This is a genomic window from Streptomyces sp. SDr-06 (assembly GCF_003324565.1).
Classification (GTDB): Bacteria; Actinomycetota; Actinomycetes; order Streptomycetales; family Streptomycetaceae; genus Streptomyces.
Window position 1 is genome coordinate 99503 of sequence record NZ_QOLA01000016.1, and the last position, 21609, is coordinate 121111.

Annotated in this window: 19 protein-coding genes; 10 read left to right on the top strand and 9 right to left on the bottom strand. The window is 70.7% G+C overall.

Going from position 1 to position 21609, the window contains the following annotated elements:
- Positions 1-58 precede the first annotated feature (58 nt).
- The 3 genes from DT019_RS27445 to DT019_RS27455 all read left to right on the top strand — a co-directional run bounded on the left by DT019_RS27445 (position 59) and on the right by DT019_RS27455 (position 3338).
- Entirely contained in the window at positions 59-532 is a 474-nt protein-coding gene (locus tag DT019_RS27445; protein WP_114039607.1) for a hypothetical protein, read from the top strand.
- A 281-nt stretch (positions 533-813) separates the two neighbouring features.
- Entirely contained in the window at positions 814-2562 is a 1749-nt protein-coding gene (locus DT019_RS27450) for a hypothetical protein (RefSeq protein ID WP_223279788.1), read from the top strand.
- Positions 2563-2792: 230 nt separating this feature from the next.
- Positions 2793-3338 (top strand): hypothetical protein, encoded by a 546-nt coding sequence (locus DT019_RS27455; RefSeq protein WP_223279789.1) that lies wholly within the window; start codon positions 2793-2795, stop codon positions 3336-3338.
- A gap of 264 nt (positions 3339-3602) precedes the next feature.
- Here DT019_RS27455 and DT019_RS27460 read toward each other — a convergent pair whose 3' ends face one another.
- Together DT019_RS27460 and DT019_RS27465 are read right to left on the bottom strand one after the other, a co-directional pair.
- Positions 3603-4271: a DUF4097 family beta strand repeat-containing protein gene (locus DT019_RS27460; RefSeq protein WP_114039609.1), complete on the bottom strand. Its 669-nt coding sequence runs from the start codon at positions 4269-4271 to the stop codon at positions 3603-3605.
- A 403-nt stretch (positions 4272-4674) separates the two neighbouring features.
- Positions 4675-5565, bottom strand: a complete 891-nt coding sequence (locus DT019_RS27465) for a LysR family transcriptional regulator (protein WP_114039610.1) — start codon at positions 5563-5565, stop codon at positions 4675-4677.
- Positions 5566-5914: 349 nt separating this feature from the next.
- Between DT019_RS27465 and DT019_RS27470 the strand changes: the two genes are divergently transcribed.
- The 6 genes from DT019_RS27470 to tpg all read left to right on the top strand — a co-directional run bounded on the left by DT019_RS27470 (position 5915) and on the right by tpg (position 13258).
- Complete coding sequence (locus DT019_RS27470) at positions 5915-6307, top strand: VOC family protein (RefSeq protein ID WP_223279790.1); 393 nt, start codon at positions 5915-5917, stop codon at positions 6305-6307.
- A gap of 122 nt (positions 6308-6429) precedes the next feature.
- Entirely contained in the window at positions 6430-7974 is a 1545-nt protein-coding gene (locus DT019_RS27475) for an MFS transporter (RefSeq protein WP_114039612.1), read from the top strand.
- Positions 7975-8391: 417 nt separating this feature from the next.
- A complete protein-coding gene (locus DT019_RS27480) occupies positions 8392-9060 on the top strand; it encodes a DUF4097 family beta strand repeat-containing protein (RefSeq protein WP_114039613.1) in 669 nt (222 codons plus the stop codon).
- 392 nt (positions 9061-9452) lie between these two features.
- Positions 9453-10166 carry an RDD family protein gene (locus tag DT019_RS27485; RefSeq protein ID WP_114039614.1) on the top strand — a complete coding sequence of 238 codons (714 nt, stop codon included), beginning with the start codon at positions 9453-9455 and terminating at the stop codon, positions 10164-10166.
- A gap of 89 nt (positions 10167-10255) precedes the next feature.
- Positions 10256-12691, top strand: coding sequence for a telomere-associated protein Tap (gene tap, locus DT019_RS27490; RefSeq protein WP_114039615.1), 2436 nt, complete (start codon positions 10256-10258; stop codon positions 12689-12691).
- Positions 12692-12700: 9 nt separating this feature from the next.
- Entirely contained in the window at positions 12701-13258 is a 558-nt protein-coding gene (gene tpg, locus DT019_RS27495; protein ID WP_114039616.1) for a telomere-protecting terminal protein Tpg, read from the top strand.
- 197 nt (positions 13259-13455) lie between these two features.
- Here tpg and DT019_RS27500 read toward each other — a convergent pair whose 3' ends face one another.
- A complete protein-coding gene (locus DT019_RS27500; protein ID WP_114039617.1) occupies positions 13456-13881 on the bottom strand; it encodes a ribonuclease domain-containing protein in 426 nt (141 codons plus the stop codon).
- A gap of 432 nt (positions 13882-14313) precedes the next feature.
- Between DT019_RS27500 and DT019_RS27505 the strand changes: the two genes are divergently transcribed.
- On the top strand, positions 14314-14931 hold the full coding sequence (locus DT019_RS27505; protein ID WP_114039675.1) for a TetR/AcrR family transcriptional regulator: 618 nt from the start codon (positions 14314-14316) through the stop codon (positions 14929-14931).
- A 69-nt stretch (positions 14932-15000) separates the two neighbouring features.
- Here DT019_RS27505 and DT019_RS27510 read toward each other — a convergent pair whose 3' ends face one another.
- The 6 genes from DT019_RS27510 to DT019_RS27535 all read right to left on the bottom strand — a co-directional run bounded on the left by DT019_RS27510 (position 15001) and on the right by DT019_RS27535 (position 21263).
- On the bottom strand, positions 15001-16551 hold the full coding sequence (locus DT019_RS27510) for an FAD-dependent oxidoreductase (RefSeq protein WP_114039618.1): 1551 nt from the start codon (positions 16549-16551) through the stop codon (positions 15001-15003).
- Entirely contained in the window at positions 16548-16748 is a 201-nt protein-coding gene (locus tag DT019_RS27515; RefSeq protein WP_317617808.1) for a hypothetical protein, read from the bottom strand. The genes DT019_RS27510 and DT019_RS27515 overlap by 4 nt, the downstream gene beginning before the upstream one ends.
- Before the next feature lie 101 nt (positions 16749-16849).
- Positions 16850-17683 (bottom strand): alpha/beta fold hydrolase, encoded by an 834-nt coding sequence (locus DT019_RS27520; protein WP_114039619.1) that lies wholly within the window; start codon positions 17681-17683, stop codon positions 16850-16852.
- 543 nt (positions 17684-18226) lie between these two features.
- Positions 18227-18631, bottom strand: a complete 405-nt coding sequence (locus tag DT019_RS27525) for a DUF6009 family protein (protein ID WP_114039620.1) — start codon at positions 18629-18631, stop codon at positions 18227-18229.
- Complete coding sequence (locus tag DT019_RS27530; protein WP_114039621.1) at positions 18628-20142, bottom strand: phage/plasmid primase, P4 family; 1515 nt, start codon at positions 20140-20142, stop codon at positions 18628-18630. The genes DT019_RS27525 and DT019_RS27530 overlap by 4 nt, the downstream gene beginning before the upstream one ends.
- Positions 20139-21263 carry a bifunctional DNA primase/polymerase gene (locus DT019_RS27535; protein ID WP_114039622.1) on the bottom strand — a complete coding sequence of 375 codons (1125 nt, stop codon included), beginning with the start codon at positions 21261-21263 and terminating at the stop codon, positions 20139-20141. The genes DT019_RS27530 and DT019_RS27535 overlap by 4 nt, the downstream gene beginning before the upstream one ends.
- Positions 21264-21609 lie beyond the last annotated feature (346 nt).

The following is a 21609-nucleotide window of genomic DNA, read 5'->3' on the forward strand; positions in this document are numbered from 1 at the left end:
CGAAAATTCGGGTAACGTGGTCATCACGATCCACCCTTGTATTCCTGGAGTGATGGCAATGTCGGTGACGAACGACCAGCTCAGCGCCAGTGCGGTCGCAACAGCGGCCGGTCTGAGCGAATCCTGGGCCTGGAAAGCACGCGACCAAGGCATCCTGTACGAGCCTCATTTCGAGGACTCGGTCGTCGCCCTGCGCGTGTACGCGTTCGTCTCCCAGATCGTGTGGCCCGGCAGCCGGCGGCCTCGCAGTGCCCGCCAGGACCTCGAGCTGTGGCAGTCCAGTGCGGTGGAGGCGGCCCGCCAGGCCGTCGACGATCCACTCACCACGCGCGACACCGCGCTGTGGGTCCTCGAAGACTCCGTCTACCTGGTCACCACGCCCGCAGAACGTGCGGCGTTCGACCTCAAGCACCTGGACGGACGCGCCGCGTTCCGCATCCCCATCGGCCTGTGGATCTGCGAGCTTCCCGACGCCATAAACGCACTGCCTCGCCGTCGACGGCGCAACCCGCACGCCAAGGCCTCCGCCTGAGCGTCCAGGTCGCCCGCAGCGGGCATCGGTGACAGCTGCTCCCGATCGCCCCGCCGACGCCGCCCCAGCCGTCCAGCCCCCTAGCTCATGAGGTGAGCCCCACCCCTCTCTCCTAACTCCATCCCGCCGCACGTTCGCCAGCTCGCTGACGAACGGCGATGCCGTTTTGCCTTCTTCCTTCTTGCCAGGAGCACATCATCGCCACCAGCACGAGGGCTGGTTCAGTGTTGCCTCAATCTGGTCCAGCCTCGCCCCGCCCCCCTGCGTCGGCCCGTCCCCGCATGGAAGAAACCGTTGCCCGCCACACCGGGGCCACTCCCGTCGGCCCTCCAGAAGCCAGGCCCGAGCGGCGCCAGCGCGTGCGGGTCCCGTGGATGCTCGTCGAGTCCGCCTTCTACGCCGACATCGCCCTGGCCGTCTACGTGAAAGTGAAGGCGCTCGGGCAGCGGCCCGAGGGCTGCACCGCCGGGACCGCCACGCTCGCGTCATACATCGGCATGTCGACGTCATCCGTCGAACGTGGTCTCTCACAACTCCGCAACCTCCGCCCCGACGGCCAGTCAGAACTCCCCGAGAACACCCGCCGTTCCCTGCCCGGCGGCACGGGCACCACGGCCCGCCGCCGGGTCCGTTCCATGGCTCCGACCGAGCGATTCGTCTGGCTGCCGGTCGCGGCCTGCGAGGACCTCAAGCCGCGTCAGTTGCGCGCGTACGCCGTGATGGTGTTCACGCAGGCCCAGCGGATCCCGCTGACCCTCAGCGAACTCGCCGGGTACCTGCGCCACCACTCCGGCAAGCGCGCCGGGCGGCCCATCAGCGCGACGGCCGCCGCCGCCATCGCGGACGACCTGGAGGCGTCGGGCTGGGTCAGCGTGGAGCGACGGACCGGGGGACAGGGTCGCAACCAGTACGTCGCCCACGACATCCCCCGCTCGTCCTCCTCGTACACCGACGCAGCGCCCGCCACCGCCACCCGCGCCCCCTCGGTCCAGGCCCTTCCCGCCCACTCCGAGGGACGCCCGTCTCCTCAACTTGGTGACGGATCGGGTCCCCCGGTTGATGCCGGATCGCTCGCGACTAAGGAAGACCGAAAGATTGCCCGACCCGAGAACGAGCCCCGTCTTTCCTCACCCGCCGTAGGCGAGCCTCGGGTAGTTGACGGCGCGTCAGTCGGCGACGATCGCGGTTGGCTGCGGAACTCGGCTCCGGCGCGTCCTCTCGCGCTCCGCGCGGATGCCAACCGACCCTCCTCGCCTTCCCTCCGTACACCAGAACCAGCTCACGGGGTGAGCCCACGGCCACGCTCCCGGCCAGAACTTACCCTCAGCCCGCAGATCTACTCGGTGCTCGAACCCGTCCATTGGCTGCTCCAGCGGATCGACAACGCCTACGTGCTCCGTCGGATCGGCCGGGAAGTGGGCCGACAGCTCCGCGAAGGCATGGAACCCGAGCGTCTGCACCACCGGCTCACCGTCCGCTTCGCGGGCACCATCCCCGCCGACATCCGCGATCCCGGCCGCTGGCTGCTCGGGGTGGCGCTGCCGCGCTGGGGCTGCGGTCATCTGGACTGCGAGGCCGGGGTGATGTGGTCCACCGGTTCCCCGTGCGCCGTCTGCGCGGAAATCGTCGCGGACAGGCGCGCGGCCCGACGACGCCGCCCCGAACAACTCCAGCAGCTCGGTCCGCATCCCAGCGATGACGCGTCGCACGTCCACCCCGTTGCTGCTGCTGAACGTGCGGTGACGACTCCGACCGAACCCGCTCCGCAGGGCCCCGCCCGGGCCAACTGCGCGGAATGCGGGTGCCGCATCTTCCTGACCGGCCAGGCTCTCACCGACGGTCTGTGCAGGACCTGCCGTGAGGAGCAGCAGGAGTGCGGGGGAGCGGGCGAGATCGCCCTCAAGAGACCGTCGGCCGCCACATGTGCGGGGTGGGAGGGGATGCCCTGCGACCGCCTTGCTCTGCCGACCCGGAACGTGTGTGCCCGGCACAGAGCACTCCAGGTGGCGGGGGAGAGGCAGGCCTCCTGATGTCCGCCGTCCCGGCCGCGAGGAGCGCCTTGTCCACGGTCGGCCTCGTACCGACTGAGGCCCCGGAAGCGTCGCCTGCCACACGCGGGGTGGGCCGCGAACTGTGTGACAGGCACACTGACGGGCGGGGTGCGGGTGGGGCGACGGGGGAGTGGCTCGGTGATACGGGTACGACTCCGCCTCCGGTCGAAGGCGAGTGCGGGTGAACCGCGATGTGCTCAGGGGGGACCGTGTTTCTTGACCAGCTTCCAGCGCTCATCGGTGTGGTGGTGGGTTCGGCAGCCTCGTACGCGACACAGAACCTGACCGAACGCCGCAGATGGAAACGTCAGCGGGAAGAGCGGTGGGACGAGAAGCGCTTCGAGACCTACGGCCGCTACGCCAACGCCCTCAAGGCCCAACTCCGCATCGCCCAGCGCATAGGTGCGGCCAGAGGATTCACTGACGTCGCCGACCCCGTGGACCCCGCTGAAGGACTGCCCTTGCTCGCCGACGCGGAGTCCCATCGCGCGCAGGAGTGGGAATCCGTGCTGCTGGTCGGGGACGCGGCGACGATCGCAGCGGCCCGGCGCTGGCACGAAACGATCTGGACGATCGAACTACTCGTACGAGAGGGAGCGGCGGTCGACCGCGACAAGTGGACGAGGGCCCACCAGTTGGCCAGCGCGGCACGTGACGCCTTCTACGTGTCCTCGCGGCGCGACCTGGGAATCGCTGGCGCACCCCCTCCCTCCGGGGAGTGGCCACGACCCTGGCAGGTCGACCTCTCGGAGTGAGCGTTCCTGCTCGGGAGCCTGTTGCGAGGGGTACAGGGATTTGGGCCCGGGGCACTGCGTGGCCTGGCTGCCGGATCGCCTCCGGGGCCGGGACGGGGGTGATCCTCGCTGTTCCGGCATCGAGACGCTGGGGTGCTCCCCCCTCTCAGCACGGTTGGCGAAGGAGACGGCCGGCCTTCGCGGAACAGCTCCAGGCGTGTCCGCGAGAGGCCGGCGGCCGTACTCGAATTCATCCGACTGTGTGAGGGAACGCCGACGGCTGCATCAGTTGGTGCGGGCGTTGATGTCGCCGTAGTTGGTGGTGGCGTGGATGCGGAGGTGGGGGTTGGCGCCTTGGGTGTTGGTGAGGCTGTTGTTGATGCGACCGTAGGTGGTGGCGGCGTCGAGAGTGGCGGAGGTGGCGGGGGTGGTGCCGACGGTGATGGTGCCTGCTTCGGTGCGCAGGGTGAGAGTGCCGTGGGTGGCTTCGGTGATGGTGATGTCGCCCTTGGCGACGCGGATGTCGCTGGCGCCTGTGAGGCGGTTGACGGTGACGTCGGCGGCGTGGACGGTCAGGTGGAGGGTGTCGGTTTCGTCGATGGTGACGATGCCGTGGGCGCCGTTGAAGGTGACGTTGCCGAGGGGGCCCTTCGTGCGGAGTTCGGCGCCGCCGGAGGTGGCCTGGATGTGAGAGTGGGCGGGGAGGGTGAGGGTGACGTCGAGGGATCCGGTGGTGCCGAAGTACTGGTTCTTGACCGGGTTCTCGATGGTCAGGACGCCGTCGGTGTAGTCGACGGTGCACTGTTCGACGGCCTTGGTGTCGCGGCTCTTGTTGGGGTTGGTGGGCTGGATGTCGAGGGTGGCCTCGGTCTGCTCGGTGGCGGTGATGGTGATGCGTCCGACCGGGATGTTCAGGACGGTCGTGATGGGGCCGGTGGTGGCGAACTTCTGCATGATGCTCTCCTTGTGAACTGCTGCCTGGTGCCGTGTGGCTGGCTGGTCGCTGTGTTCGGGTAGAGAGTGCGCGGGAGCGGTTTCAGTGGGGCATCGGCCTGGTTTCAGGCGGCTTCAACGGGGCCTGCTCCCGTGCAACCAGGCCCGCCCCGGGGCGCGTTCGGCCCACCCCCTCTGCGCGAGACCGGACCGCCCGCAGCAGTCCGGCCCGGCCCCGGACGGAAGGATCGGCCCCAGCCCCGCTCTGAGCGGCCTCGCCGTAACAACCGGACCCCACATGGCCGGGCTCACCGGTTCCAGGCAAGTCGGCTGGCCTTGGGGTCGCCGAACGTCAGCCCGCGTCCGCTCCCAACGCCGAGCCAGAACGGGACGTGAACACCCCAACCACTGGGCGCCCGGTGCTCTACAGCGCTGCCGTTCCCAGCTCCCGGACGATCGCGGCGAAGGCCCGTACCAGGTCGCTCTCTCCGTCGCTGCGCCACACCAGGGCCCACCTGAGGAGGGGGGCGTCGTGCAGGGGGAGGTACACGATGTCGGGGCGGGCGTAGTAGCGGGTTACGTGGGCGCCGAGGCTGTTGACCGCATCGCCGGAGGCGACGATCGCGTACAGCGCGTCCAGGCTTTCCGCGCTGTGGTTGCGCTCGATCGGGCGGCCCCGGGGCGTCTGGAAGGGGATGAAGGCGTCCTCCCAGTAGTCGGGCAGCGGGGTCACCGGGCCGATGACGCCGTGGTCGCCGAGGACTTCGATGGAGACCGACTTCCGGTCGGCCAGGACGTGTTCCCGCGCGGCCAGGGCCACCCGGGGCTCGGTGAACAGGACCGGGCCGACCGTCAGATCGGGCTCCTCCACCGGCGTCCAGGACACCAGGAGGTCGATGTCGCCCGCGCGCAGGCGGGCGAACGGGTCGATGAAGCCGTTGTGGCGGATCCGCAGCCCCCACTGCGGGTGCCGGGAGCGAAAGGCCTCCCAATACGGGCGCAGGTCATGGGCGTTGCTCGGCATCATCCCGACCCGCAGCACGTCGGTCTTGCCCTGCGCGGTCGCCCGGGCGCGCTGCAGACTCTGGTGGAGACCTTCGTACACCGGCCTCAGGTCGTCGCGCAGCTGCTCGCCGACGGGGGTCAGCCTTACGACGCGGCTGGTGCGTTCGAACAGCTCGGCGCCGATGACGCGTTCCTGTTTCTTGACGGCCTGGCTGACCCGGGCCGGTGAGATGTGCAGTCGCTCGGCGGTGCGGGTGAAGTGCAGTTCCTCCGCGAGCGTCAGGAATATCTCGATGTCGCGCAGCTCCATGTCTGCTCGCCCCCCACCCCTCGCCCCGCTTCGATCTGCGGAGTCGCACCCTACGTCGTCGGTCTCCGTCGCGGCCAGGGTGTTTCCCGCGGTCGACCGGGTATCGCATCCCGATGCCGCGCAGCTCCACCGTGCCCGACCCCCTCATGAACCTGTGGTCGTGAACCTGTGGGTTAACGAGCGTTGCGGGATCGGCCGTTGTTCGCCCCGGGGGGCGCGTTCGATGCTGGATCGTGTCGTCGGCACCCCACCGTCGACGCCGGAGGATCCCACCCGGAAGGCAGTCTCACATGATCCGTACTCGCGGCGCGATGTCATGCGAGCCGCAGCGCTTCGATCCGGCGGCCCCGTGAACATCACCGCGTCCGCCGTGACCCTGCACGTCGACGATGCGGCAGCGTCGGCCCGGTTCTTCACCGGCCACCTCGGATTCCGGCAGGTGATGTCACTGGACGAGGAGTACATCTGCCTCAGCCGTGACGACGACGCCGCGGACATCGTCCTGTCGCAGGGCCCGGCCGAAGCACCTCCCGAACCGGCGTCCGGACGCGGCCCGCAGAACGTGACCGTCACGTTCACCGTCACCTCCATCGCCGACGAAGACGCCCGGCTACGCCGGGAGAACGCGCCCATCACCACCTCGCTCCGCCAGAAACCCTGGGGGGAATGGGCACTCCAGCTCACCGACCCCAACGGGGTCGTGGTCGAACTCGTCGAGTGGGTACCGCCCGCCGGAGCCTGACCGCCGGTCAGCAGAGCGCACGCACGTGTACGCCTGCCAGGCCGCGCCCGAAGCCACCCCCCCCCGCTGCGCACCTGCCCCGCCCGTCCGGGGTACCCGTGTGCCCTGCAGAAAGACATCCCATGGAAGCGACGCCCACCCGTCACCCACGCCGCTGGCTCATCCTGGTCGTGCTCTGCCTCAGCACCCTGGTGCTGATCATCGACAACATGGTGCTCACCGTGGCGGTCCCCACGATCGCCGAGGACCTCAACGCCAGCGCCCAGGACCTCCAGTGGGTCCTCGAGTCGTACATGCTGGTCTTCGCCGGGCTCCTGCTGACCGCGGGAAGCCTCTCCGACAAGTTCGGCCGGCGGAAGATGATGATCATCGGTCTCTCGCTGTTCGGCGCGGCCTCGCTGGTGGCCATGGAGGCCACCTCGCCGGGCATGCTGATCGCCGGCCGCGCCCTCATGGGCGTCGGCGGTGCCCTGGTCATGCCGTCCACCCTGTCGATCCTCATCACCGTCTTCGACGAGGCCGAGCGCCCCAAGGCGATCGCCGCCTGGTCCGCCGTCGCGATGGTCGGCCTGGTCGGCGGCCCCGTCCTGGGCGGCGCGCTGCTGGCCCAGTTCTGGTGGGGGGTCGTCTTCCTGATCAACGTCCCGATCGCCCTGCTCGCGATCACTGCCGCGATGGTGCTGATGCCGGAGTCCAAGGGCCCCTGGCGCAAGGCCGACCCGGTCGGCATGGTCCTCTCGGTGATCGGGATGAGCGCGCTCGTCTGGACGATCAACGAGCTCCCCAAGGGGGGCCTGTCCCACCACTCCACGCAGCTGTCCCTGGTCATCACCGTGGCGGCGCTGATCATGTTCGGCATCTGGGAGACCCGCTCGAAGTCACCGATGGTCCCGCTGGCCATGTTCCGCGACAAGGTCTTCACCGGTGCCAGCTTCTCGCTGGTCCTGCTCACCCTCGCCAATGGCGGACTCATGCTGGTCCTGACCCAGTACGTGCAGTTCGTCCTCGGCTACACCCCGACCGAGACCGGCCTCGCCTTCACCCCGCTCGCCATCGCGACCCTGCTGTTCAACACGCTCGGCGCCTCGCTGATCGCCAAGACCGGCACCCGCGTCATGGCCGTTCTCGGCCTCCTCGTCATCGCCTCCGGGTTCGTCGTCCTGGCCAACATGACCACCGAGTCGGGCTGGGGCGTCCTCGCCGGTGCGATGCTCCTGATGGGCGCGGGCTCCGGGCTCGCGATGCCCGCCGCGATGGCCGCCATGATGGGCGCGATCCCGGACGAGCACGCCGGTGTCGGCTCGGCCCTGAACGACACCATCCAGCAGGCCGGCGCCGCGCTCGGCGTCGCGATCCTCGGTGCGGTCCTCTCCTCCACCTTCACCCGCCACATGCCCGCCGATGCCCCCCAGATGGCTCGACACTCCATCGGTGACGCGCTGGCGGTGTCGGCTCAGACGAAGGACAGCGGGCTGCTCGACGCCGCCCGCTCCGCGTTCACCGACGCCATGTCCGCGACCTTCCTCGTCGGTGCCGCCAGCGTCGTGGGGGCAGCCGTCCTGGCCGCCTTCCTCATGAAGGGCAAGAACAGCGGCCCGGTCCCGGCCGAATCCGCTGTCGACCCCGCCACCGAGGCCGAGTCGGACGCCATGCTGACCAGTCTCTGACCCAACTCGACGCGGGGCCCGGGGAGTTCACTCCCCGGGCCCCGCCTTGGCGTGTGGGTGCGCGTCCAGGCAGGCGAGCTCATCGGCGCCGTACGGATCTGAGCTGGCCGGAAAACGCCGAGAGGTTCGAGGACCGGTCCAGCCCCCCTCGAGAACCGCTGGAGAACTCAGCTCGGGACAGCACACGGGATGAATCCTGTTGAGGGGTTCCACGCCCCAACGGGGGACCCTCAGGCCTCGTGCACCGTTCTGGGCTCGCGCAGTCTCTACCAGGAAGCGGATCGGATGACGCGGCAGGCCCGGCTGAACCCGGGCCCGACCGTGCAGCCGCCGCCGACACCGACCGCGCGCACTCCCGCACCGGCGCGGCGACCAGCCGCAGCAGAGGCCACCAGTAACGAGCTCAGGGAGCGCACGATGCAGAAGTTCGAGACCTCCGCCCCGGTCCGCGCCATTCTGGACATCCCCGCGGGACGCGTCCGGGTCGTCGCCGCCGACCGGACCGACACCACCGTCGACATCCTGCCCGCGGACGCCTCAAAGAGCCGCGACGTGAAGACCGCGCAGCAGACCACGACCGCCTACGGTGACGGTGTGCTGCGGATCGAGACCCCGGCCAAGAGCCCCTACCTCGGCCTCGGCGGCGCCCTCGACGTGACCGTCCACCTTCCCGCGGGCTCCCGCGTCGAAGCGAAGGCGGGCAGCGCCGAGTTCCAGACGGCGGGCCCCCTCAGCCACGTTGCCTTCCACAGCGCCCACACCACCACCAAGATCGACCGCGCCGAGACCCTGGACCTCACCGCAAACGCCGGCGACGTGTCCGTCGGCCACCTGGGCGGAGACGGCGAGATCAGCGTCACCCAGGGCGACATCACCATCGGCGAGGCCGTCCAGGGCAAGCTCACCCTGCACACCGTCTCCGGCAACGTGACCGTCGTCGCGCCGCGCACCACCTCCGCCACCCTGGACGCGACCACCACCCACGGCCGGATCCACAACAGCCTCGTCCACACCCAGGGCCCCCACCCCGAGCTCACCATCCACGCCACCACCGCCAACGGCAATATCACCGCCCACACCCGCTGACTCGCCTCTGGCAGGGCACGGCGACGGGGGTGAACCGCGGGGGCTCCCCACCGACGGAACCCGCGGGTGGCAAGCCGGAGGGCGGTTCCAGCCGATGAGGCTGCGTACGCCCGTCGCCCAGGGGACCTTGGGGTCGGCCCGGCCGCCGCCCGCGCGGCGGTCGCCGGGCCCTCAAGCGCCCGTTGCTCAGCGGGAGTTGGGCCTCAACCAGCTTCGGCCATACGCACCGATTCGCCCATCGGATCCGCCGCACGCACGCGGAGCGGGCCCGGTGCGGGCCGTCCTGGCCCAGCCCTTCCAAGCAGCGGCCGGTCCTCCTCGGCTCCCCCGGGGGCCGAGGTCCCGGGGGAGGGCCCTGACCACCGTCCTCGACGCATTCCTGGGAGACGACCATGACCAGCCCCAGCGCGCCGCCCGGCCTGTTACCCCCGCAGAGCCGGGCCGTCGTCGCCGTCGCCAGGCGCGGCGTCGCGTGGTCCATCGACTTCGCCCTGATCCTCCTCGCGGCGTGCGCCATCGGCGTGCACACCGGGCACCGGATCACCGACGCCTGGGCCGACGCCCCCGGCCTCGACCTGTCCAGCTGGCAGATCATCACGGGGGACGGCACTGCCATCGGGAAGGCCGGACAGATCGCCACCTCGCTGTGGCAGCAGGTGGTCACCGCGGTGATCCAGGGCTTCCTCATCCTGGCCTGCACCACCTTCCTCTACCACTGGTCCACCCTCGCCCTCGCGGGCCGCACCCTCGGCAAAGCGGTCGTCGGCCTGCGGATCACCCCGCGCACCCCCGCACGTGCCGCCGCGCGCGCCCTGGTCACCACCCTCGCCGACGTGGGCTGCTACTCCTTCGCCTGCTGCCTGCTCGTCTCCGGACATCTGGTCCTGTCGGTGTTCGCGTGGCTGGGAGCCGTGGCCTTCTTCTGGTTCAACGCCCTGGCTGCCTATACGGGCCGTACGGTGGCCGACCGTGCGGCGGGCACGACGGTCGTCCCCGCGCAGACCATGGCGGACAGCGTGTCCGCCCCGACGGCCCAGTCCGCGCAGTTCACTCCGGCCGCGCCTCCCATGCCTCAGTACGAGCCCGAATCAAGCTGGACTCCATGAAGCCGGACCCGGCGGCCTTCGCCCGGCGTGGGCTTCATGTGCGTTTCGGTGTGCGATTCACATAGGGTGCGCTGCTGGAGGTGGTACGTGTGTCCCCTGAGCAGGAGGAGCTGTTCGCGTCCGTCGACGCTCTGCTGGAGCAGGTGAACGCGGACGACGGTCTGCCGGAACCGGCCGAGCGCAGGCGCCTGCGGAAGGCGGCGGGTCTCAGCCAGGAACAGGTCGCCCGCGCGCTGGACGTGCGACGGGAGTCCGTGACGTCCTGGGAAGCCGGACGCTCCGAGCCGCGCCCGCCCAAGCGTGCCGCCTATCTCCGCCTCCTGGAGGGCCTCGCCGCCCGCCACCCGCGCCCGGCGGCCACGCCGGAGCCGTCTGCGGGACCGGCTGTTGCGGTGCCGCCCTCTGCCGCGACACCCGCTACCGAGGCACCTGCCGCCGCGCGGCCTGCTAGCACCCAGCCGGTTACCGAGGCTCCCACTGGCACGCCGCCGACCGCCGAGGCCGCCGTTACCGAAACAGCCGCCCCCGCGCAGCCCGTTGCTACGCAGCCCGCGATTGAGGCGCCCGCCGCCGAGGTGCCTGCTGCGACAGCGCCCGGCGTCGCGACACCGGCAGCAGAACCTGCCCCCTCGCAGCAGCTCGCCGCCCACCCCATTGCCGAAGCGCCCGCCACCCCCGCCCGCGCACCCCGTAAGGCTCCGGCACGCCCGACCGCCCCCCCGGCGGCGTCCTCGGCGGCACGCCGCCTCGCCCCGAAGAAGGCAACTGCCCGGCAGACGGCCCCCGCCGCGCCCGACCCGCGTTTCGCGCACGGTCCGCTGGCCGTCCTGGACGGCGACGCGAACGCGTACTGCGTCGGCGGCCTGGTTCTCGACTGCCCAGCCAAGGACATCGTCTCGCTGGTCGAATGGGCCCTGAACGACGCCGAGTTGGGCGCCACGCGCCTGCATCGCTCCGGCAAGGACGCCGACCCGCTGGTCGTCCTCACGGCGGCGGCCGCCGAACGACTTGGGCTCCCCGCCGTGCTGGAGGACCGGCGCGGCCTGCGCCTCGCAGAGGACCACCCCGTCGTCCGGCAGATCACCCGGGCCAAGTGGAAACTGACCCGGCGCGGGTTCGGACCCTGGGCCCGCGTGTACCGCCCCGCGCAGTCCGGGCAGCGCCGGTGCGTGCAGTTCGCCGTCCTGCCGTGGGGTGCGCTCGACGCCCGCGCCTGGGGGAGTGCCGGGCAGCTCCCGCCCGCCGAACTCGCTCGCGTGCTCGGCGCGTACGCCACCCGTGTCATCACCCCGCGCGGCTCGACCGCCGTCTCCGGGCTTGAACTGATGACCGCGCTGCGGCCGCCGACCCGGGCGGTCAAGGACCCCCACTCCGAAGCCTGGGTGTCCGGCGCGATGCCCGGCTCCCTCACCGAACCGGTCGACCCGGCGCCGCCCGAGGCCCCGGACGAGCACCCCGTCGTCGCGGCCCTCTACCCGCGCGGGCACCAGCGCACTCCGGCCGAGGTCCTCGACGAGGAGGCCTTCGACTGGATCCGGGACCCGGAGCTGCTGACCGACGCCGAGTGCGCGCGGCACTTCGCGGTCGGCATCGATGTGAACACCGCGTTCCTCGCGGCCGCGAACCGGCTTGCCGTCGGCCTCGGGGCGCCGATCCGCGTCGCCGCCCCCGCCTTCGACAAGACGGTGCCCGGCTCCTGGCTGATCGACCTGTCCGGCATCGACATGGACCCGCGCCTGCCGAACCCGTTCACGCCGGACGGCACCCGTCCCGAAGGACCGGCCTGGTACGCGACGCCCACCGTGGCCTACGCGCACGAACTCGTCGCCGCCCACCAGCTCCCCGTCGCTCTCACCCCGCTCGAAGGATGGCTGCGGCCCGACAGCGGGTCCTACCTCGACCCCTGGTACAAGCGGCTGAGCGAGGCGTACAAGACGACGATGGCCGACCTCGGCATCGAACCCGCCATGGACGAGGGGGAGTTCCTCGCCGCCATGGAGACGTACAAGGAGACCGATCCGGGGCTGGCCGCCCTGCTCTCCGCGATCAAGTCGACGGTCAAGGGCGGCATCGGCAAGCTGCGCGAGCGGCCGCAGGGCGCGGGCTACCGTCCGGGCGAGCGCTGGCCCGCCCTGGAGCGCCCCACCTGGCGGCCCGACATCCGCGCCGCGGTCATCTCCACCGCCCGCGTCAACATGCACCGCAAGCTCGTCAAGACCGCCCTCGCCACCCAGCAGGCCCCCGCCCCTTCGGGGCACCTGCACTTCGCCGAGGAGGCGCTGCTGCCGGTCGCCCTGCTCTCCGACTGCGCGGTGTACTTCTCCGACGGGCCCGGCCCGCTGGACTTCCTGCCCCGTACCGCGGAGGGGAAGCCGGCACCGGGTACGTTCCGGGTGGGGGTCAGCCCCGGCATGGTCAAGCACGAAGGCACCCAGGAACTGCTGTGGGCGGTGAGAATGCTCGACGAAGGCCACAACCCCGCCCGCCACATCAAGGGCACCGACGCCGCGATCGACGGAGAGTAGGGCACCTCGATGGGCATCATCGGCGACAGCCTCGACCGAGCCGCGGCGAACACGTTCACCCGGCCCGTCCCCAAGTCCGCCCAGGCGCAGATGAAGTTCCTGGTGAAGCAGGAGAAGGGCTCCACCCAAGCGGTGGCCCGGCTGCTCGGCATCTCCCAGCGCACCGTGGAGCGCTACCTCAAGGGCCAGCTGAAGCAGCCCCGCAAGGACCTCGCCGCCCGGCTGGTGGGCGAGGTGCGCAAGCGGTGGCAGCCCAAGGTCCGCGCGAGGGCACGCAAGCAGGCCGCGACCACCGGCGGCATCGTGATCGAGACCCGCGCCCGCTTCGGCTACACGGCCGCCCCCGGCACCTCCGACGACGGCCGCCTGCGCCTCATCACCCAGTCCCTGCCCCCGACGTACGCGGCCCGCCTCTTCGACGCCCAGTCCTCGGGCGCCACGGAGCAGCAGTTGCGGGACATCGCGGCGGAAGGCCTCCAGGAGATCTACTTCAAGGACCGCGGCCGCCGCGCCCGGGACCTGATGGTGGAGTTCACGGACATCGATTACGTGGAGCTCGATTACTGAGAGGGGACCGCTTGCGCTGCGCGGTACGTACGGTGGTGTGCCGAAGCACGGTAGGTGTCACCGAGGCAGATCTGTTGTCACCGCGCCGTCGAACGGAGCGCGCAGGGCTGGCCCGTCTTGGTGGCCAGTGGGTTCGTCTCGCTGAAGCCGGAGGAGCCCAGCGCGCTCACACTGAGTCCGAACTTCTCCTCTCGGGCTCAGCGCATGCGCTGGAATGTGCGGAACAGGTCGGCGGTGTACCAGGCGGTGCCGTCGTCGCCTGTGACGATGCGCTCCGAATCCCGGGGCTGACCGGGCTTCTTGCGGTTGACGTCCCACTCCCGGTAGTGAATCGGGTTGCCTTCACTGCCGGTTCGTGGCAATGCTCCGTTGCGATTCGGCCAGGTGGCACCTCCCTTGGTGCCTGAGCCATCGTTCGGCGGCCACTGGCCAGCGTCGATCAGCGCCAGCGTGTGCGAGGCCCGGTCCGGAATGGCAGCGCGCACGGAACGGGACGACTCGCCAGACCGCGACAGCTTGGCACCCCCGTCCGCGGCGGTGTCAGCGTGGGCCGTTCCGGAGAAGGCGAGAACCGTCCCGGCCAGAGCAATGGCCGCGAGTGCACGCCTAGCAGTGTTGGTCATGCCCCGCCAACGATCTCCAGCCAATGGGGTCACGCAAGCCCCCAGTGTCGTCCGGCGCTGTGCCGGGGCCGGTGACGCCTACCCTGCTTCGCGTGCGCATGGTGACAAGTAGCGCGCCGATCCGGTGAAAACCGTCGTGCCTCGTGCGGCCGAATCTCCCGTCAGCGGGCGCCGGGGGTGACAGCTATCGTGCTTCGGCACAGGCGGTCTCCAGAACTCACCGGTATCGCTGTCCCCATCATCCATCGCAGCGCCTCGCGGCCGCCGTCCTCGGTGATCCCGGTCGCGATCACCACCAACCGGCGGTCTCGAAAGTGGCTACGGTGTTGCTGTTATGGTGCTGGCCGAGGAGGTGGATGTTCGGTGGCAGCAGCTGGTCCTACGCGAGCGACCACGGGATCGGCTCGGGGCCCGGGGCGTCCGCCCGTCCCTCTGGAGCGCATCGTCTCCACCGCCCTGCGGATCGTGGACGACGAAGGGGCCGACGCCCTCTCGATGCGGACGCTGGCCCAGCGCCTGGGCTCGGGCACGGCGACGCTGTACCGGCACTTCGACAACCGGGCAGCGCTGGTCGCCCATGTCGTGGACCGCATGTACGGCACCGTGGAACTGAAGGGTGACGAACTCCTCGCGATGGGTTGGCAGCAAGCGCTGCGGACGGTCGCGCACACCATGTTCGAGGCCCTGGCCCGGCACCGGAACGCGGCGCGCCTGATGGTCGAAGCGTTTCCCTTGGGGCCGAACGCCATGGCGCTGCGGGAACACTGTGTCGCGGTGCTGCTCGACGGCGGCTTCCCGCCGCGGGCGGCCGCGCACGCCTTTGCCACCCTCTCCCGCTACGTCTTCGGATTCGCCATCCAGGTCAACGGCCATGACGGCGGCCAACTCGACGACGTACAACTGTCCGCCGTCTTTCACAGCGTCGATCCGGCCTTGTTCCCGGCAACGGCCACCGTCGCCGGGTCGCTGCCCGTTCCGATCGAGGACGAGTTCTCCTTCGGACTCGAACTCCTCCTCAGCGGGCTTGCCCACCTGCGCGACGACACCTGACCAGCAGGACGATGTGAGTGCGATGCTGCCCGGCCTCTTCCCCGGCCTGCGCAGCGGTGTGCGGCTCACTCAGTGGCTCCTTGCTTCGGGCGTCGTTGCCCGCACGGCGGCTTGTGTGGTGGTGCGGAAGTCCCGGGTGGCGATGTGCCCGATGTAGCCGTCGGGACGGATCAGCAGCAGCGTGTCGCCGGTCAGGCCGTAGGCACTGCGCAGCGTGTTCTTGGGGTCGGAGAAGGCGCGGTCGTCGCCCGCGGCCGATCCGACGGTCAGTCGCTTCAGCTGGGCGCCCTTCGTCGGCCAGTCGAGGAGTTGGAGGTCCCGGGCGGCGCCGGGGCCGTGGGCGATGGCGGTGAAGTGCGGTCCCCGGAAGAGGTCGAACAGGCGGGTCTCGGCCCCGTCGGCGCCGAGTAGTTGGGCGTCCGGGGCGCGGTCGCCCACGTGCAGCGTGCTGGTGTCGCCACTGTCGGCGGGGGCGGGGGCGAGCGGGCCGCCGTAGTAGGTCAGGGAGAGCTGCTGCTCGTCCTTGCCGCGCTTCATGCTGGAGGGGTCGAGCTTGGCGATGCCGTCCCACTTCTCCGTGGACAGGCCCAGGACTCCGGCGGCGATCGGCTGCCGCTCGGCCTCGTAGGTGGCAAGGAGGGCCGGGTCGGCGCCGGCGAGGACCTGGCCGAGCTTCCAGCCGAGGTTGTAGCCGTCCTGCATCCCGGTGTTCAAGCCCTGGGCACCGGCCGGGGTGTGGACGTGCGCGGCGTCGCCGACGAGGAAGACACGTCCGCGGCCGTAGTGCTGCGCGAGACGGATGTTGGGCCGGAACACGGACGTCCAGTGGATCTCGTGCAGCTGGATGTGCCGGTTGCGGGTGTGGGAGTGGATCCGGTCGAGGACGGCGCCGATCTCCTGGGGCGGTGTCTCGTCGGGCGTGAGCCGGATCATCCACTGGAACATGTCGCTGTCGGGGAGGGGGCAGGCGGCGATGAGCTTGCCGCCGAGGCCGGGCCACATGTGCCACCGGTTGCGGGCCAGGCCACTGACGGAGGCATCGACGATCAGCATGCGGTCGGCGTCGTCCGTCGTTCCGGCGAAACCGATGCCGAGTTGCTTGCGCACCGCACTGGATCCGCCGTCGGCCCCCACGGCATAGCGGGCGACGATCTCCTCGGCCCCGTCCGCGCCCACCACCTTGGCGGTCACCGTGTCCTGGTCCTGCGTCAGCTCGGTCAGTTCCTTGCCGAACTCGACCTCGCTGCCGAGCTCGCCGAGCCGGGTGTGCAGGGCGCGGTCCGTGCGGAACTGCGGGATCAGCCAGGTGTTCGGGTACGGAACGTCCGGGGTCGCCTCCCTGCGGGGGTACATCTTCCACGGCACGCCGATGGGTCCTGCATGGAGCCCGAGCTTGGGATAGAGGTCGCCGCCGGCCAGCACGTCGTCGAGAGCGCCGAGGTCTTCGAGGACTTCGAGGCTGCGGGGCTGGATGCCCTTGGCGCGCGAGCCGTCGAAAGCGTGCGGGGACCTGTCGACGATCCGGACGTCGAGTCCGCGGCGTACGAGGTCGATCGCCAGGGCTGAGCCCGAGGGTCCGGCACCGATGATCAGTACGTCGATGGGCTGCTGGTTGTTCATGAGTCGAGCCTTTCAACGCGTGCGGACACGAGCGGGACGAGCTGATCGGCGATGTCGCGGGGCCGTTCGAGCGGGGCCGTGTGCCCGCACTTGGTGATGACGTGATGGTGATGGGGCTTCAGCAGGGCGCGCGCCGTGTCGAAGTGCGCCAGCGGCGTGACGGTGTCCTCGTTGCCCCACGGCGGCAGCGTCGACATGCCCAGTGCCCCGTCCGCCGGAAGAGGTCGGCACGGCCTGCGAGAGGCAGGTGCTGCGGGGTGTTGAAGACCGCGTACAGCGAGCCCTCGAAGCGGATCCCTCAGTCCGCGGGGGTGTCGGCACAGGAGCCGAGGAACTTGGCGATCGCGTACGCGACCCACTGCGGTTCCTCCTCCGGCAGCAGATGCCCGCCGTGGGGGTGGACGAGCTCGTGGGCGCCGGGGATGTCGCGGGCGAAGTGCTGGCCGTCGGTGCCCGCGCTGCGCAGCACCAGCGTGGGCACCGTGATGCGCGGGATCTGCGTGCTGCGGTCCGGCTGGTCGGTGTTGCAGAAGTCGACGAAGGCCGTGCGGTTACCGGGGCGGCTCATGAGCTGATGGACGCGGTCCACCATGGCGTCGTCCACGATCCGCGCCTGCGGCCCGACGATCGCGCGCAGGTTGCGCTCGATGGCCCCGCGCGGCATCACCCGCCTCAGCAAGGGCCGCATCAGCGGGTTGCGGGTCCGGCGTATCCCCGCCGGCAGCGTCTTCCCCGGGTAGCCGGTGGCGTTGACCAGCACCAGGCCGGTCAGCCGCTCCGGGTGGTCCAGCGCGACGTTCCAGGCGATGTTGCCGCCCAGGGAATTGCCGGCCACCGCATAGCGCGGCACGCCCAGTGCCGCCGCGAAGCCCGCCACCGTCGCGGCGTACGCCGGGATGCGGTAGTCGCGGTCCGTGCGCGGGCCCGTCAGTCCGAACGCCGGCAGGTCGGGACGGATGACGTCGAACGAATCCGTCAGCAGGTCCGTCACACCGTCGAAGTGCTGCAGGGACGAGGCACTGCCGTGCAGCAGCACGAGTGCCGGGCCGTGCCCGGCGCGCTTGTAGTGGATCCGCAGGCCGTCCACCTCGACGAACCGGGAGTCGGGCTGGGGGCCAGACCAGATATTCATAATGGATACACTGTTGCCGATAACAGGATGGTGTCAAGAGGAAGCCCTTGCCGCGGGCAGCGGCGTCCTGCCCTCGACGACTCCTGCACGACAATCCCGAACCAGCCGATGCGGAGGGGCTGCCACTGATGGCCTGGCAGGCTCGGCGTGCCGGGGGTCGACCGACGCGACCGTGCCCGGCTTCGCCTGCATGAGGCCTGGGGGCTGGACGGCTCGGCGTGGCCCGGGCGGGCGTACTGGTGCCCAGCGACCAAGACCTCAGCGACTCGGAACGCTTCGGTAGCTCGGCCAGGCTCGTCGTAAAGCCGCAGGTCACCAGCCCGTCCAGGGCGAAACAGCGACTGAAGCGACTGACGCCTCCTATCTATGACGCGCACACGCGCACGCACGCGCACGCGGGAATGTCTTCATAGGGGAGAACTTCGGTCGCTTCAGTCGCTGAGGCGGTGACGAGACCCCACCTGACCTGGGGTTTTGTGCGAGATCGGCATGAGTCGCTTTGGTCGCTCGACCAGCAGACCGCTTCGGTCGCTGGCCGGCGGGTCACGACTTGGGCAGGGTGATGCCGAGTTCGCGCATCGCCTCGGACTCCGGGCCGCCCTCCGAGCGCTGGGTCTTGTAGCCCTTGATCCGGGGGGAGATGGTGCGGGGGTCGACGGCTTCCGAGGGTGCGCCGGACGCGTAGAGGCCGCCCGGCTGGCCGTCGCGGTCGTGGGGGGCGAGCCAGAACACGCGGCGCAGGAAGGTGCCCGAGGCCCGGGAGGAGCGCGCCTCGGGGCCGAGGACCGCGTAGCCGACCATGCGGCCGCCGCGGTGGAAGGCGGGCTTTCCCCGGCGGGTGGGCAGCCGGTCGAGGCTCTGGCGCACGTAGTCCAGGCCGGTGATGTCCTCCAGCCACACGAGGCCGCTCTCGTGGGCGAGCTGCGCGGGCTCGATCAGGGCGCTCATGAGGTCGCTCCCACTTCAGCGTTGAGTCCGATACCGGGATAGAACTTCCGCTGGTTCGACAGGATCATTTCCTTGGGCGTGGCGATGCCGACGGTCTCCCGTACCCGGGCGGCGAAGGACCGGGAGGAGACGGGGTTGGCCCCTTCCAACTGGCACCAGTTCTTGTAGCTGTTGTACAGCTGGGCCTGCTCCGCACGCAGGGCGGGCCCCAGTGTGCAGCACTCGCTCAGGAAGCGCCCGGTGTGGTCCTCGGTCTCGGCGTACGCGGTGGTGGCCACGCGGACCTGCTGGGGGCCGGTGAGGTCGCGGGGCCCGTTGAGGTAGCGACCGGCCCCGGTGACCAGCCAGTTGAGGATGCCGGGGCCCTCCTCGGTGACCAGGACGTCGGCGAGGTTGTCCACTTTGCGGTCGTCCGCGACCACGCGCTCGAAGGGGATGAGTTTCATGCGTCGCCAGAACGCGTAGCCCCCGGTGCCCACTTCGGGCCGGTGGTTGCCGAGCAGCCACAGCTTGTGCGTCGGGTTGAAGCCGAAGAAGTCCTGGCGCATCCGGCGCGCCTTGATGCGGTCGCCGCCGGTGAGGAGCTTGACGCGGGCCTCGTCGAACCGGTCGCCTGGCTTGAGCTCGGAACAGACGATGATGCGCCGCCCGTGCAGCTCGGCCAGGTCGGTGGGGTGCCCCTCGAAGGGACGGGCCATCAGGAACCCGGGCGGAGCGGCGTCGGCGTAGTCGCCGAGCAGCTTGACCATGACGTCCAGCAGGACGCTCTTGCCGTTCTTGCCCTGTCCGTAGAGGAACGGCATGATCTGCGCGCCGACGTCACCGGTGATGGAGTAGCCGAGCAGCTCGTGCAGGAAGTCGATCATCTGGCGTCCGTCGGCGTCGTCGCCGAAGGTGTCGGTCAGGAACCGCTGCCAGCGCGGTGTGGCCATGGGCCGCGCGGCCACGCTCGTGGCGCGCGAGTGGTAGTGCTTCTCGGGGTCGGGCGCGGTGAGGGCGCCGGTGGAGAGGTCGATGACGCCGTCGGGGGTGCACAGGGCGTACGGATCGGCGTCCAGGAGCGAGGCGTTGAGGACCATGCCCGGCGCCGCCTTCGCCTGCATCAGCATCGCCTTCATGCCCGAGGTGGACAGGGCCCGGCGGCGGTGCCGGCGCAGCGCGGAATCGCTGTGGCGCGCGCGGGCGTCGGTCTCCGCGAGCGACTCGGCCATCTCTCCGGCCGCCCACAGCACGTTGTCGTCCTCGTCGATCTCCCAGCGGTAGCCGGACCACCGGTACCAGCCGAGCCCCGGCACGTGCCGGAAGTCGCGCCCGTACAGGGACACGAACAGCTTGGCGTTGCCCCGGTCGCTGAGGCTGTCGGGCAGCAGCCCGTGCTCGGTGGCCTGTTCCTGCGCCCGCTCGGGCGCGGTCTGGGCGGGCACCTGCTCGGCGGGGGAGCCCAGCATGATCTGACGGGCGACTTCGATCGGGTCGAACAGCCCTTCTTTGGCGGACGGTGTGCCGTTCATGTGCGGACCCCCGGATCGAGCGGCCGTCGGCTGCCCGCGCTCATCCCGCTGCGGATGATCTGCAGACTGCGACGTTCCTGGCCGGGGCGCGCCTGCGCGGCGGCGGTCACCAGCGCGGCTTCGGCGTCGGCGAGGTTCATGCGCCCGGCCCCCACCAGACCGCCCGCGGTGAAGGCGGCGCGGTTGAGCTTCTCGCTGAAGCCGGCGCCCTCGGGCAGCGCCGCGCATTCGGCGACGGCCCTCAGCACGGTGGCCAGGGTGCGCTCCGCCGTGTCGCGGCCGCCGCGCGCGGCCATGACGGCGGCGCGGGCCCGCGAGGGCACGGGAGTGGGCGGTGTGGGAGGAGTTAAGGCGGGGCGGTGGCCGGTGCGTTCGAGTTCGGCGGCCAGCCAGCCCGGCAGCGGCGCGGGGCGCCGGACCGTGCCGCAGGCGGTGTAGGTGCCGAGCGCCGTCGTGGTGCCGGGAGCGATGATGTAGCCGCCGTGCGCCCGTACGTCGACCTGCCAGGCCAGGGCCCGCTTGGCGCTCGACCCGGTCGAGCACCGCCACAGGTGCCCGGGCCGCGCGGCGTACCACAGGTGCAGGCCACCGGACGGCGTGCGCACCCGCAGGGTGGTGGCGTCCTGGCTGGGATCCTGCTGGCCGCGCAGCGCCGCGAGCAGGGCCAGGCTGTGAAAGCCGTGCTGCAGTCCGCCCAGCGACACCGAGGCCGGGATGTGGATGCCCGGCAGGAGCCGGTCCGGGTCCGGCAGCGGCGCCGGGTGCGCGTCGACGTCGATCACGACGAGGTTCGCCGGGCCGCACGCCACGCCCACCCCGAAGCGGGGCTGCTCCGCCCACCAGGCCTGGATGCGGTGCGGGTCGGTCGTGGCGGCGTGGAAGCCGTGGCACCAGCGACCGGCGGGGATGCAGGGGCAGCCCTGGGCGCTGTGCGGCTGGTCGCGGCAGCGACCGCAGTTGGCGGCCGGTGTCTTGCGTCCCGGGGCCAACGGGTGGACGGGCCAGCCCTGTTCGGCGCACCACAAGGCGGTGGCCAGCGGTGTCCCGGAGCCGCGCGCCTCGGACGCGATCGGGGCGCGCAGGGTTGAGTCGCTGCCGGATATCCCCAGTTCAAGGGACATTGATGGATCCTTTCGGCGACTGAAGCGACTCAAGTTCGAAACATGCTCCGCGCAGGCTAGCGGAACGGTCTCGATCAGTCCCGCAGTCGGAGAACTCAGTGGGGGGAGTGCGCGGTTCGGCGCCGGGCACCACGGGGGAGCGACCGAAGCGACCGAAGCCTGACCTTGGCATCGTCAAAGGCGACGGAGTGCGACGCCGGTTCCGGTGCTGCATTCCGGTAACCCGCGAGACCGGCGCCGCGCCCGCAGGCGTGCCCCGCCCGATGTGCCGAGTGCACGCGGGTACGAGGAGAACCGCCGGGCGATGTCGTGGGCAGGAGCCCGATGAGGACGGCGGAGCCCGTTC

Excerpts from the sequence above, each read along its gene's own strand:
- DT019_RS27445 (WP_114039607.1), top strand. The coding sequence starts at position 59 with ATGTCGGTGACGAACGACCAGCTCAGCGCCAGTGCGGTCGCAACAGCG.
- DT019_RS27450 (WP_223279788.1), top strand. The coding sequence starts at position 814 with ATGGAAGAAACCGTTGCCCGCCACACCGGGGCCACTCCCGTCGGCCCT.
- DT019_RS27460 (WP_114039609.1), bottom strand. The coding sequence starts at position 4,271 with ATGCAGAAGTTCGCCACCACCGGCCCCATCACGACCGTCCTGAACATC.
- DT019_RS27465 (WP_114039610.1), bottom strand. The coding sequence starts at position 5,565 with ATGGAGCTGCGCGACATCGAGATATTCCTGACGCTCGCGGAGGAACTG.
- DT019_RS27475 (WP_114039612.1), top strand. The coding sequence starts at position 6,430 with ATGGAAGCGACGCCCACCCGTCACCCACGCCGCTGGCTCATCCTGGTC.
- DT019_RS27480 (WP_114039613.1), top strand. The coding sequence starts at position 8,392 with ATGCAGAAGTTCGAGACCTCCGCCCCGGTCCGCGCCATTCTGGACATC.
- DT019_RS27485 (WP_114039614.1), top strand. The coding sequence starts at position 9,453 with ATGACCAGCCCCAGCGCGCCGCCCGGCCTGTTACCCCCGCAGAGCCGG.
- tpg (WP_114039616.1), top strand. The coding sequence starts at position 12,701 with ATGGGCATCATCGGCGACAGCCTCGACCGAGCCGCGGCGAACACGTTC.
- DT019_RS27500 (WP_114039617.1), bottom strand. The coding sequence starts at position 13,881 with ATGACCAACACTGCTAGGCGTGCACTCGCGGCCATTGCTCTGGCCGGG.
- DT019_RS27510 (WP_114039618.1), bottom strand. The coding sequence starts at position 16,551 with ATGAACAACCAGCAGCCCATCGACGTACTGATCATCGGTGCCGGACCC.
- DT019_RS27515 (WP_317617808.1), bottom strand. The coding sequence starts at position 16,748 with ATGTCGACGCTGCCGCCGTGGGGCAACGAGGACACCGTCACGCCGCTG.
- DT019_RS27520 (WP_114039619.1), bottom strand. The coding sequence starts at position 17,683 with ATGAATATCTGGTCTGGCCCCCAGCCCGACTCCCGGTTCGTCGAGGTG.
- DT019_RS27525 (WP_114039620.1), bottom strand. The coding sequence starts at position 18,631 with ATGAGCGCCCTGATCGAGCCCGCGCAGCTCGCCCACGAGAGCGGCCTC.
- DT019_RS27530 (WP_114039621.1), bottom strand. The coding sequence starts at position 20,142 with ATGAACGGCACACCGTCCGCCAAAGAAGGGCTGTTCGACCCGATCGAA.
- DT019_RS27535 (WP_114039622.1), bottom strand. The coding sequence starts at position 21,263 with ATGTCCCTTGAACTGGGGATATCCGGCAGCGACTCAACCCTGCGCGCC.